Genomic DNA, 12,578 nt, shown 5'->3' with positions numbered 1-12,578 from the left:
TAACAGTGGCAGAATCTACACTCGAGCAATTGTGTACTATATATACGGACCTGTCAGCTGATGATATTCAACAATTAAAAAGTGTTGCTTCTACATTACAAATGTATGCGGATTTATCGGATGCTTACATGTTCATTGATTGTAAGATGAAAGACAATGAACAGGCAATTGTTGTTGCCGAGGCTTTTCCAAAGTCTATTAATGCTGTTTATGAAAATTCGGTTATTGGAAAGATAGTGTTTGATTCCTTTGAGCCGGGTGTGTTTTATAGTTATCGTAAAGGGAAGAAGTCACTAATTCGTCAGGCGGTAACACAAGAAGGAAGATCTGTGGAGCAAAGTGTAGTTCCTATTAAAAATAATATGCATCAAGTAATAGCTGTACTTATACAAGAGAAAGAAGTCTATCATGCCATGCCTTACACTAATAATCTTGAAGATCTTCCATTTGGACAGGAGTCAATCGGCTATGTCTTGGGGGATAAGAATAGTGAAATGCCGATAGTTTCGGACTTATTAATGGAAATTTTCCTGTTGACTGACCATGAAAATAAGTTGACTTATGCAAATCCAGTAGGTGTTAAATTCATAACAGAGATGAGTCATACGGAAGAAATACAAAATGTAAACTTAGTAGAGTTATTGCCTTTTCTTAAACCTGTATATGATCAGCAAGATGACGTTTTTGTATCTGAATTAACATTAGACCGTAAGAATCTCGTTGTCAAAAAAATTCGATTGCGGAAAAAGGATGAAATGAGAGGGACCTTACTCGTTATCCAAGACTTAACTGAGCTCCGTACGAAAGAAAAAGAACTTATGATGAAATCCGTTGTTATTCAAGAAATTCACCATCGGGTGAAGAATAATCTTCAAACCGTGGCAAGCTTACTTAGGTTACAAATGAGGAAGGGGATTTCCGAAGAAAGTAAATCCTACTTTGAAGATACGCTAAACAGGGTATTTAGTATTTCCTCCGTTTACGAATTGATTTTGGCTAATGAAGATGCAGAAGATGATGATGTGGATATCATTGAGCTTACAAAAAAGGTTTGTTCAACAATGACAATAAATGGCCCCAATAAAAAAGTGGGCTTGATTATTAGGTCAAATGGCAATAGAATATTAACATCATCAAGGAAAGCGGTTTCAATTGCACTAATTGTTAATGAACTCGTTCAAAACTCCTTGAAACACGCATTTCCTGGAGACACTCGCGGTGAGATTATTGTTAACTTTTATTCGAAGGCAGACTCTTTGGAGCTTCATATTTCCGACAACGGTGTTGGGATTAAACAAACGAAGTCATCACTTGGTTTAGAAATTGTACGTAATTTAGTTGTGAATGACTTGAATGGCGAATTTAGTTATATGCCGGAAGACATAGGAACACACGCAGCAATTATGTTTCCAGTAAGTCCGGAGGTTATTATTTATTATGAGAAAGAAAATATTGATAGCTGAAGATGAATCCTTAATTCGTATGGATATCAAGATGATGTTAGAAGACCATGGCTACGATGTTGTCGGTGAGGCAGGGGACGGTGATCGAGCGATTGAACTCGCATTTTTACATAAACCGGACCTAATTTTGATGGATATTAAAATGCCCAAGATTAACGGACTACAAGCCAGTCAAATTATTGCCAATCAGTTAGACTTACCGATTTTAATCATCACGGCTTATAGTCAAAAAGAATTTATCAAGAAAGCACAACAGGATAATATTGTAGGTTATTTGGTCAAACCTATTGCGGAATCAAATTTAATACCAGCAGTTGAAATCGCTCTCCATCAGTCGGGTAAAGCAAAAAGACTGAAAGAGGATATTAAAAACGCGAAACAAGAAGTAGAAAAAAGAAAACTGATTGAACGAGCCAAAGGAATTCTAATGCAAATGGAACAAATAACGGAAGAAGAAGCGTTTAAACGAATGAGAGATTCTAGTATGACCAGACAAATGACAATGGAGTCATTGGCTAAGGAAATTATTGCACAACAAAAGTGAATAACAACAAGCAAAGGCGCTTAAAGAGATTGTTCTTTAAGGGCCTTTTTGTATTTCTTTGGGGGGGTGATTGCTAATTGACTACTAAATAAAGAACAAAATGATAACGTTTTTATTAAATTACTACATAATAGGGGGAATACTAATGGCGATGATAGGCACAGTAATTGTATATATTATTATGTTTTGTGCAGTTTTGGGGGCGTTTGCGGCAATTAAAAACCCGGAAGATGGGCTTGGTAAGGAATTTATGTCTGGTCTTCATGCGGTTGGTCATATCTTTGTACCGGCAGCAGGTATCATGGCATCCATACCTTATTTAACATGGTTTATCAGTAAGTTTATCGGACCTATTTTTGATGCTATTGGGGCGGATCCGGCAATTGCCGCGACGACAATCTTAGCATCGGATATGGGCGGGTATCAGTTAGCAAATGCATTGAAAACTTCCTATGAAGGCTGGGTAATGGCATTAATTGTAGGATACATGGCGGGGGCAACAATTGTATTCTCGATACCTATGGGACTTGCAATGCTTGATAAAAGAGATCATAAATACATGGCACTTGGCGTAATGTCTGGTGTTCTAACAATTCCGATCGGTGCATTTATTGCTTCTGTATTGGTCGTATTGTTTAATACTGAAATTCGTGATGTCATAAGCACAACATCCGATTCTACGTATGAATTTGTCATCAGTTATGGACAAATACTAATTAACCTATTACCGTTACTCATATTCGTACTTTTAATCGCGGCAGGGTTGAAGTTCTTCCCACGTGGCATGATTGCAGGGTTTATGATTTTTGGACGTGTAATGGATGCGGCTATCAAACTAGTGTTAGTCTTCTCGATCGTTGAAATATTCACGGGTTTATTCACAACTATTTTTGGCGCATGGGGCTTCGATCCAATTATGGCGGATGAAGCAGATCAATTCCGCGCACTTGAAACGGCTGGTTATATTGGTATTATGTTAGCAGGGGCATTCCCAATGGTTTACTTACTACGTAAATATGCAGCGAAACCATTGGAAGCAGGTGGACGTAGGATTGGACTATCTTCCACAGGGAGTGCTGGTATCTTAGCGACGATGGCTAATATTTTGGCGATGTTCTCGCTAGTTAGATACATGAGGCCGAAAGATAAGGTCATTAACATCGCATTTGCAGTCTGTGCAGCATTCTTGCTAGGAGATCACTTGTCCTTTACGGCAAACTTCCAACCAAATATTATTTTGCCAGTAATTATTGGTAAATTAACAGCCGGTATCTGTGCAATTGGGATAGCGTACTGGTTATCTGTTCCAACAGCTCTGAAACTTGAAGAGAAAGACCGTGCAGATGGAACCATTCTTCCAGGCGAGTACTTAGAAGATGAAAAAGCCGAGAAGTAAGATTAAGCCTGATTGTACTAACCTTTTAACTATATAAGTTGAAATAAAGATTCCCTTCCAATTCGCTCCGGCGCTTAGGGGATGCTACGCTAAGTTTTACTTGTATAAATACTTTCGATGTATATCTAGCAGAAAGGGGCAAATAAAGTGAGTGAAGAGAAAAAAAGGTTTATCCAAGAATTTGTACCCGGTAAGCAAATCACATTAAGTCATTTAATCGCTAATCCGAATCCTGATATGTTTCAAAAACTTGGTATTCAACAAGCAGGTGCGTTAGGAATTATGACATGCACACCAAGTGAAACAGTAATAATCGCGGGTGATTTGGCAACAAAAGCAGCGAATGTATCGATTGGTTTCTTAGATCGATTTACGGGAAGTCTTGTTATTGTTGGTAGTGTTTCAGAAGTCGACATGGCTATGAGTGAAATTAATCGATTTTTATCTGAAAGATTAGGATATACGCCAGCACTCATTACAAAGTCGTAAGGACGTGTTTGAGAAGATGAAAAACAGGGCGATGCTTATTGGTTCAATTGGCGCTGGAAAATCTACGTTAACGAATGCGTTATTAGGAAAAACAGTCGAGGCATTTAAAACACAGACATTGACCTATTACGATTGGATTGTAGATACACCCGGTGAATATACAGAGAATCCAATGTTTTATAAAAGCATTATGGCTACTGCTTTAGAAGTAACCCATGTGTTTTACTTGCAGGATGCAACAAACGGGAAAATGATTTTTCCGCCTGGATTTAGTATGGGGATTACGAAATTGCCGATTGGAGTGATTACCAAAAGTGATCATCCCAATGCAGACATAGCGCGGTCAATTGACATGATAAAGTCTGTTGTTTCGAGTGGGCCCATTGTCATTACTTCATCAGTTGAAGGAATTGGCATTGAGTACCTGAAAGAATTAGTGAAGTTAAATGATATGAATTCAATGAAAAACTTCGTAATCGCCGCTATGGACGATAAGCTTTTATTCAACGACTACCTTTACACTTCACGTAATGTTTGATATATTAATACTATTAAAAGTTAATGAACACGGCAAAGGCGCCTTTACTACTCGGAGAGTTTTCTTCGGGTCTGTAGAGGCGCTTTTATTTTTTGTCTAGAGTCCAGGCGCCTTGCGCTTTTATATCACTTAAATGAGGTGTGAGTATGGGTGGTTCCAATCGCGAACCGGAGACGATGATTAGTGCGGGGATTGACATTGGCACGAGCACAACAAAGCTAATTATTAGCCGATTTTCATTGATGAATGTAGCAGGTACCACTCATGTTCCCAAAATTGAAATTGTAGATAAAGAAGTTCTATACAAGAGTCCTATTTTCAGAACACCTTTAACCAATCCTTCGACGATAAATGTTGTGGAGATTGAAAAAATTGTTCGTTCAGAATATGCAAAGGCCGGTATCGTTGCTTCGCAAATTGCAACCGGTGCAGTCATTATTACCGGTGAAACGGCGACAAAGCAAAATGCGAGCGAGATGCTTCACTATTTGTCAGGTGAAGTTGGTGATTTCTTAGTAGCTACAGCAGGACCGGATTTAGAAGGAATTATAGCTGCTAAAGGTTCCGGAGCATATGACTATTCTAGTCGTAGCGGAAAAGTAATTGCCAATATCGATATAGGCGGAGGAACGGCGAACATTGCTGTTTACAAAGATAAGGTACTTCTTGGCACATGTACATTGCATATTGGAGGGCGACTCATAGAATTTCATGAGGGGAAAGTAAATTCTATTTCTCCGCCTGTACAAAAGCTTTTAACGGAGCAAAATGTGTTATTACATGTGGGCGATAATCCAGAATCAAGGAATATTAAATTTGTAACCGATTTCATGGCGGAGTCGTTGGGAAGAATACTGAAAAATGATGTCCAAGAAAAGGATGAAGTGCTTTTGCTAGGACATCATCCCAACTGGCACGAAAAGATTGACACACTTGTTTTTTCGGGTGGTATTTCTGAGTGCATGTATAATCATGAACCGGATAAGGGGCAGAAATCGAATTACGATGATATAGGTGTACAGTTGGCAAAAGCTCTTCAAAGGAATGAAGCATTGCAAAGCTATTCATGGTTGGAGCCTGTTGAAACAGTACGGGCAACAGTTCTTGGAGCGGGCACGCAAACAACAGAAATTAGCGGAGCAACAATCCAGGTGGCATCGGATGAATTACCGCTTAAGAATATACCAGTTTACAATTATGCGTTTGGTGAGAATCTCCAAACTGGATTAGAAAACTTTGAAATAGCCGTTAAAAATGCAATCGATATATATGATGCGGCCAGAGAAGGACAGAACTTTGCATTATACATTTCCGAACTGCCTTATATGGGCTTTAGAGATATTCAAAAGTTAGCGGCCGCCATTATTCAGGTGATGGAACAACGACCTGATCCCGATCAACCGATTGTTCTAATTTTACAAACTGATCATGCAAAAGTGTTAGGTCAAACTTTGATTGCTATGCAAGTCAGGCAAAGCGTTATATGTATCGATCAAATTACTGTCGAACATGGTGATTATATGGACATCGGAAGAGCACTTGAATCCGGAGTTGTCCCTGTCGTCGTCAAAACATTAACATTTCACTCATCGTGAAGGAGGGTGTCTACTTTTGATATTAAAAACAACTTTAGGCGGCATAAGTTATAATTTCGCCGATCTGAAAGAAGTAATGGCAAAAGCAAATGAAGAAAAGTCGGGAGATCGGCTGGCGGGTGTTGCAGCGGAAACTGTACAAGAACGAATTGCTGCAAAAACGGTCCTCAGTGAAATCTTATTAAGTGATATTCGTAACAATCCTTTAATACCAATCGAAACGGACGAAGTTTCCAGAATTATTGAAGGCGATATAAATGAACGGATTTATGCAGAATTAAAAAATTGGAGTGTCGCTGAATTACGGGAATACATTTTAAGTAATAAAGTGGGCGACCGTGAACTGAAACGTATTAGCAGGGGCTTAACTTCCGAAATGATTGCTGCTGTTGCGAAGTTAATGTCTAATCTTGATTTAGTACATGCGGCCAATAAAGTTGAAATATTAACAACATGTAATATTACGATTGGTCAAAAAGGAACGATTTCATCTCGGTTACAGCCAAATCATCCGACAGACAACGTGGATGGAATGATTGCATCTCTGAAAGATGGATTGTCATATGGAATTGGCGATGCAGTAATTGGGATTAACCCTGTTGACGACTCCGTTGAAAGTGTTAAACGGCTATTGCATGCGACAAAAGATTTCATGCAAGAATGGGAAATTCCTACTCAAAACTGTGTGTTAGCTCATGTAAATACGCAGATGAAAGCAATTGAACAAGGTGCTCCCGCAGATATGATTTTCCAAAGTATTGCAGGAACTGAAGTAGCAAATCGCTCATTTGGTATTACTGCAGAACTGATTGCAGAAGCAAAAGATCTCGCTATGAAACAGGGAACGGGTTCAGGCCCACAAGTTATGTATTTTGAAACGGGTCAAGGGTCAGAGCTGTCGGCAGAAGCGCATCATGGAATTGATCAATTAACGCTAGAATCTAGAAATTACGGATTCGCAAGACACTTCGATCCGTTCATCGTAAATACGGTGGTCGGTTTTATCGGACCTGAGTACTTGTATAACAACAAACAAGTCATACGTGCTGGTCTCGAAGATCACTTCATGGGTAAAATGCACGGCATTCCGATGGGTGTGGACATCTGTTACACAAATCATATAAAAGCAGACCAAAATGACATTGAAGATTTAGGTGTCTTATTATCTGCTGCAGGTGTCAACTTCATCATCGCTACTCCTATGGGAGACGATGTAATGCTGAATTACCAGTCGATGAGCTTCCACGATGTAGCAACGCTTTTACAAACGTTTGGTAAAACACCGGCGCCGGAATACTTAAAATGGCTTGAAAAAATGGGGATTTATGAAAATGGTCGCTTAAGTGCTCGAGCAGGCGACCCTACTATATTTACACGTTAGGAGATGACATCTGTGAATGAACAACTCATTGAAAAGATTACGAAGATGGTCGTTGAAAAACTCCAAACAAGTAACTTGAAAACAGATGATCGTGATAATGACAACAAACAGATGCCTGTTATGTTGTTTCAAGAGACTTTAGTAGGAAATCATTTTACAGAGGAAACAGTGCGTGCAACTCCTGATGGAAATGTGAAATTCTTCGATACGGCGCTAGAGGATAAAAAGCCGAAAAGCGTAAATCTGCAAGCAAGCAAAAGTAAGCCTGTAATAGAGGAATCAAATAAGGAAGCGTACTTAGCTGATCTTCGTAAGAAAACACCTGCACGGATTGTAGTGGGAAGAGCAGGTACTAGACCGAAAACAGCTACCTGGCTCCAATTCAGATTTGACCATGCAGCAGCTGTAGACGCTGTTTACGGAGAAGTTCCGCAAGAAATATTGGAACGATTGGGCTTCCTCCAATTGCATTCAAAAGTGTTGGACAAAGAAGAGTATATCCGACGACCTGATTTAGGAAGAAGATTATCGGATGACTCTAAAAAAATGGTTACGGAAAAATGCCAGCGCGCTCCAAGGGTACAAGTTGTTGCTTCTAACGGACTAAGTGCCAAAGCACTTGAAGTGAATTTAGAAGATGTCTACTTATCATTGGAGCAGTCGTTAAACAATTTAAATATTGAGATGGGTACCACTATTTATGTTGATAAAGGCAGAGTTGCTTTAATGGATGAAATAGGTGAAATCCTGCAGCCTGATGTCGTCATCATTTTAATTGGGGAGCGTCCAGGACTTGTCTCGGCAGAATCATTAAGCGCCTATATTTGTTACAAACCACGCATTGGAACGATTGAAGCGGAACGCATGGTCGTTTCAAATATTCACAAAGGTGGAATTCCACCGGTGGAAGCAGGAGCGTATCTTGGAACTGTTATCCAAAAGATATTGAAGTATGAAGCAAGTGGCGTTTCACTTGTTAAGAAGGAAGGATAGGAGGTGTGTAGATGTCATGAAGAAAGTTCATGCAGAAGTGTTGTCTATGCAAGTTATTCCTAATGTAGATGCTGGGCTAGCTACGAAGTTTAATTTAAAGCCTTACCAACGGAGTTTGGGGTTATTTACAACAACGATTGATGACGTGGGTTATACGGCTGCCGATCAGGCAACGAAAGATTCGGACGTCGAAGTGGTCTATGCAAAAAGTTTTTACGCAGGATCGGCACATGCATCGGGTCCTCTTTCAGGAGAATTTATCGGCATCATAGCAGGTTCATCTCCGGATGAAGTGAAAAGCGGCCTTGATTCGATTCGTACCACAATCGAAAATACGGCTTACTTTGAAGCCATCAATGATGATGAAAATCATGCGTTATATGCGCATACAATTTCAAGCTGTGGAAGTTATTTGGCAGAGGTTGCTGGGATTTCACCCGGCCAATCGCTTGCTTACTTAATCGCTCCGCCAATCGAAGCAATTGTAGGACTGGATGCGGCGTTAAAGGCGGCAGACGTTAGTGTGTGTGAATTTTTCGCTCCGCCTTCTGAAACGAACTTTGGTGGAGGGTTACTAACAGGCAGTCAATCTTCTTGCCAAGCAGCGGCGGATGCGTTTAGAGAAGCCATTTTGAATATGGCGAAGAGGCCTTTAGAATATTAGGAAAGGAGAGAGTGCAGTGGTAATAGCAATAGATGCTGATTTATTAGCTCTCCAGGAAATGCGTACAGCAGTGCAAATCGCTAAGGAAGCACAATTAGCTTATATGAGTTTTACACAAGAGCAAGTGGATCGTATCGTTAAGGCGGTTGCTGATGCGGCGTACGAACAGTCTGCAAGACTAGGTAAGATGGCAGTAGAAGAAACAGGAATGGGTGTAGCGGCTCATAAAACCATTAAAAATGAAGTTGGTTCAAGAGATGTTTACGAAAGTATTAAAGATTTAAAAACAGTCGGTGTAGTCGGTGAGGATAAAGTTAAAAAGGTTGTTGAGATAGCTGCTCCTTTTGGAGTGGTGGCAGCAATCATTCCAACAACAAATCCAACGTCAACCGCGTTTTTTAAAACATTAATTGCTTTGAAAACGAGAAACTCAATTGTCGTAAGCCCCCATCCCTATGCAATTCAATGTACGAACGAAGCGTTAAAGGTTTGTGACGAAGCGGCTGTGGCGGCGGGAGCACCAAAAGGGTTGATCCAGTGCTTAACGATGGCTTCGATGGATGCAACACAACAATTGATGAAGCATCCCGATGTGAACTTAATTCTTGCAACGGGTGGCAGTGCATTGGTAAAAGCGGCATACAGTTCAGGGAAACCTGCATATGGAGTCGGTCCCGGAAATGTTCCCGTTTATATTGAACGTTCTGCCAAAATCGAGAAAGCAGTTAAAGATATTATCGACAGTAAATCGTTCGATTATGGAACAATCTGTGCAACAGAGCAAGCGATAGTGGTAGACCGCAACATTTTAGAGCTAGTTAACCGCAAATTAAAGAAAAACGGTGCGTATATTTTATCAGATGAAGAAAAGCTCATCATGGAAAAAGTAGTTTCACCTGTTCCGGGAAAAGTGAATCCTAAAATTGTTGGGAAAAGCCCGCAAGTCATTGCGAAATTGGCAGGCATTACACTACCCGAAGGGACACGTGTCATCGTTGGGATGGAAACAAAAGTAGGAAAAGAAATTCCTTTCTCACTTGAAAAGTTATCCCCTGTTTTCGCAATGTATGTAGCATCTGATCTGAATCATGCAAAAGAACTTTGTTTATCATTATTAAACCTAGGCGGCCGTGGGCATTCGCTGTCCATTCATACAGAAACAGACGCTATCGCACGTGAATTTGCGATGGATATGCCTGTCTCACGTATTTTAGTAAACACTATGTCATCCGTTGGAGCGGTTGGGGGCACAACAGGTTTAATGCCTTCGATGACATTAGGTTGTGGGACATTCGGGGGGAATATTACATCCGACAATGTAACAGCTAAGCATTTGTTGAACATTAAACGAATGGCTTATGGCATTAAAGAAGTACAGCTTCCGAAAAATACAGCTGTTTCAAGTGAAGACGTAACAGAACAAGTAGTCTCACAAGTATTGAAATCTATGAGTTCAAGTGACAATGTCAATCCTGAAATGGTGAAAGACTTAGTCAACGAAATCGTGAAACAATTATCTAAATAAGAATACTTCAATACCCCTGCAAACTAGCGAAGGTGCCTTAAAAGAGGCTTCCCCAAGCGCCGCAGCGGATTCAATGAAATGCTTCATTTCAACATACCAAACTAAAAATTACTAGGAGGAAACAGACATGAATAGAGAAGGTACAGCATTAGGAATGGTAGAAACTAAAGGATTAATCGGTGCAATCGAAGCAGCAGACGCAATGGTGAAAGCAGCAAGTGTACATCTAGTTGGTAAAGTACATGTAGGTGGAGGAATTGTAACTGTTTTAGTACGTGGAGATGTAGGTGCAGTTAAAGCGGCGACAGATGCAGGAGCTGCAGCGGCACAACGTGTAGGCGAATTGCTATCTGTTCATGTAATTCCAAGACCGCATGATGAGCTTGAAATGCTATTACCTAAATCAGATAACTAATACTCGCATGTTTTTAACAGGAAGGCGGTAACGACATGGATCAGCAATTGATTGAAAAAATTGTGGGGGAAGTACTTGGCCAATTAACAAAAGCAGAAATTGAACCAAAACAAGCACCTGTACTTCCTCCAAATACAATACCAATCGCTGTTTCTGCTCGTCACGTCCATTTGTCGCAAGAACATGTTGAGATACTATTTGGTAAAGGGTATGAATTAACGAAGAAAGCTGATTTATCCCAACCAAATCAATTTGCAGCGAATGAGACAGTAGTCATTGCAGGTCCAAGAGGGAGCATTGAACGTGTTCGTGTACTTGGCCCTGCGCGCTCGTTGACGCAAGCAGAAGTCAGCTGGACAGATGCTATGAAGCTTGGCGTTAAGCCGCCACTTCGTGAATCAGGTAATATTGCAGGTTCAGGAGCATTTACGTTAATCGGGACAAAAGCAAGTCTATATCTCGATGAAGGGTTAATCATTGCCCAAGCTCATATTCATATGCAGCCCGAGGACGCAATGCAATTGGGCGTACAAAATGGCGAGTATGTAACGGTAGAAGTAGCTGGAATACGACCGATTGCTTATCGTAACGTGAAGATTAGAGTTTCTGAGCGGTATCGTTTAGAAATGCATATCGATACAGATGAGGCAAATGCGGGTTTAATCACGCAGGGAACGGTTGGGCATGTTATTCGCTCTGGCGAAGTTCGTTCAAGCGTACTTGTCGACAATAAAACGTCAGAGATTATTGTTAAAAAACAGCATGATTTTAAAAAGAAATTGCTGTCAAATGATGATGTCAGAGAAATTACGGCAACTGAGATTATCGTTGAAAAAGGAACAATCGTCACAGCACTTGCGCGTGATACAGCAAGAGATTTAGGTAAATCTATTTCCGTTAGAAAATAGAAAAAGGTGATAGTCATGCGTTTAGGAAAAGTGATTGGAAACGTTTGGGCAACACGCAAAGAAGAAGGATTACAAGGTGTGAAATTACTGATCATCCAACCTGAAGATGCGTATGGTAACCCGGTGAGAACACATTTTGTAGCCGCAGATCGACTTGGCGCCGGAATTGGTGATCAAGTCATTGTTACAAGTGGCGGTTCATCGCGTTTTATAGATAAAGATAACCCCATTCCAATTGATGCGGTTGTGATTGGAATAATCGATTCAACAGAAGTGAAGAGAGGTGAAATCGATGAGTCAAGCAATCGGAATGATTGAAACAAAAGGATTAGTCGGTTCCATGGAAGCGGCAGATGCAATGATTAAAGCGGCTAACGTTAGATTGATAAAACAAGAATTTATTGACGGCGGAATCGTGACGGTTATTGTTCAAGGTGATGTTGGCGCTGTGCAAGCAGCTGTCGACGCCGGCCGTGAAGCTGCGAAGCGTGTAGGTGAACTTTTAGGAGCTCACGTTATTCCGCGTCCAGACGAATCTGTTTATAAAATGGTTAAACCCCTTGACTATAATGAGTTTGAACAACAGAAAAAACAAGTGAAACTTACACCTGCACCTACTACTAAAGAGCAGGTAACAAAAAAGACTGATAGTTAATGGTTATGGAAG

Annotated in this window: 14 protein-coding genes; all 14 read left to right on the top strand. The window is 40.4% G+C overall.

Annotation, left to right across the window (positions count from 1 at the left end):
• The first annotated feature begins 5 nt into the window (after positions 1–5).
• The 14 genes from H7992_RS22695 to H7992_RS22630 all read left to right on the top strand — a co-directional run bounded on the left by H7992_RS22695 (position 6) and on the right by H7992_RS22630 (position 12,566).
• Positions 6–1,463, top strand: a complete 1,458-nt coding sequence (locus H7992_RS22695) for a sensor histidine kinase (protein ID WP_187046120.1) — start codon at positions 6–8, stop codon at positions 1,461–1,463.
• Positions 1,438–2,007 carry an ANTAR domain-containing response regulator gene (locus H7992_RS22690; protein ID WP_067213538.1) on the top strand — a complete coding sequence of 190 codons (570 nt, stop codon included), beginning with the start codon at positions 1,438–1,440 and terminating at the stop codon, positions 2,005–2,007. The genes H7992_RS22695 and H7992_RS22690 overlap by 26 nt, the downstream gene beginning before the upstream one ends.
• Positions 2,008–2,152: 145 nt before the next feature.
• Complete coding sequence (gene eutH / locus H7992_RS22685) at positions 2,153–3,403, top strand: ethanolamine utilization protein EutH (RefSeq protein WP_067213537.1); 1,251 nt, start codon at positions 2,153–2,155, stop codon at positions 3,401–3,403.
• 147 nt (positions 3,404–3,550) lie between these two features.
• Positions 3,551–3,892, top strand: a complete 342-nt coding sequence (eutS, locus tag H7992_RS22680) for an ethanolamine utilization microcompartment protein EutS (protein WP_067213536.1) — start codon at positions 3,551–3,553, stop codon at positions 3,890–3,892.
• A gap of 16 nt (positions 3,893–3,908) precedes the next feature.
• Positions 3,909–4,430: a EutP/PduV family microcompartment system protein gene (locus tag H7992_RS22675; protein WP_067213535.1), complete on the top strand. Its 522-nt coding sequence runs from the start codon at positions 3,909–3,911 to the stop codon at positions 4,428–4,430.
• Between the two features lie 146 nt (positions 4,431–4,576).
• On the top strand, positions 4,577–6,025 hold the full coding sequence (locus H7992_RS22670; protein WP_187046119.1) for an ethanolamine ammonia-lyase reactivating factor EutA: 1,449 nt from the start codon (positions 4,577–4,579) through the stop codon (positions 6,023–6,025).
• A gap of 76 nt (positions 6,026–6,101) precedes the next feature.
• Complete coding sequence (locus H7992_RS22665; protein ID WP_370570017.1) at positions 6,102–7,406, top strand: ethanolamine ammonia-lyase subunit EutB; 1,305 nt, start codon at positions 6,102–6,104, stop codon at positions 7,404–7,406.
• Positions 7,407–7,418: 12 nt separating this feature from the next.
• Positions 7,419–8,399 (top strand): ethanolamine ammonia-lyase subunit EutC, encoded by a 981-nt coding sequence (gene eutC, locus H7992_RS22660; protein ID WP_187046118.1) that lies wholly within the window; start codon positions 7,419–7,421, stop codon positions 8,397–8,399.
• Between the two features lie 16 nt (positions 8,400–8,415).
• Positions 8,416–9,063, top strand: a complete 648-nt coding sequence (gene eutL, locus H7992_RS22655; RefSeq protein WP_067213531.1) for an ethanolamine utilization microcompartment protein EutL — start codon at positions 8,416–8,418, stop codon at positions 9,061–9,063.
• Positions 9,064–9,121: 58 nt separating this feature from the next.
• Positions 9,122–10,588: an aldehyde dehydrogenase family protein gene (locus tag H7992_RS22650; RefSeq protein ID WP_187048021.1), complete on the top strand. Its 1,467-nt coding sequence runs from the start codon at positions 9,122–9,124 to the stop codon at positions 10,586–10,588.
• 127 nt (positions 10,589–10,715) lie between these two features.
• The gene (locus H7992_RS22645) at positions 10,716–11,003 is read left to right on the top strand and encodes a BMC domain-containing protein (protein WP_067213529.1); all 288 of its coding nucleotides are present in this window, start codon (positions 10,716–10,718) and stop codon (positions 11,001–11,003) included.
• A gap of 35 nt (positions 11,004–11,038) precedes the next feature.
• Positions 11,039–11,911, top strand: a complete 873-nt coding sequence (pduL, locus tag H7992_RS22640) for a phosphate propanoyltransferase (RefSeq protein ID WP_067213528.1) — start codon at positions 11,039–11,041, stop codon at positions 11,909–11,911.
• Positions 11,912–11,926: 15 nt separating this feature from the next.
• Positions 11,927–12,229 carry a EutN/CcmL family microcompartment protein gene (locus H7992_RS22635; protein WP_067213527.1) on the top strand — a complete coding sequence of 101 codons (303 nt, stop codon included), beginning with the start codon at positions 11,927–11,929 and terminating at the stop codon, positions 12,227–12,229.
• A complete protein-coding gene (locus H7992_RS22630) occupies positions 12,204–12,566 on the top strand; it encodes a BMC domain-containing protein (RefSeq protein ID WP_067213526.1) in 363 nt (120 codons plus the stop codon). Before H7992_RS22635 ends, H7992_RS22630 begins: the two co-directional genes overlap by 26 nt.
• The last annotated feature ends 12 nt before the right edge of the window (positions 12,567–12,578 follow it).

Origin of the sequence: Sporosarcina sp. resist (assembly GCF_014302295.1) — a bacterium.
GTDB lineage: Bacteria > Bacillota > Bacilli > Bacillales_A > Planococcaceae > Sporosarcina > Sporosarcina psychrophila.
This window is presented reverse-complemented; position numbering and strand designations above follow the sequence as displayed.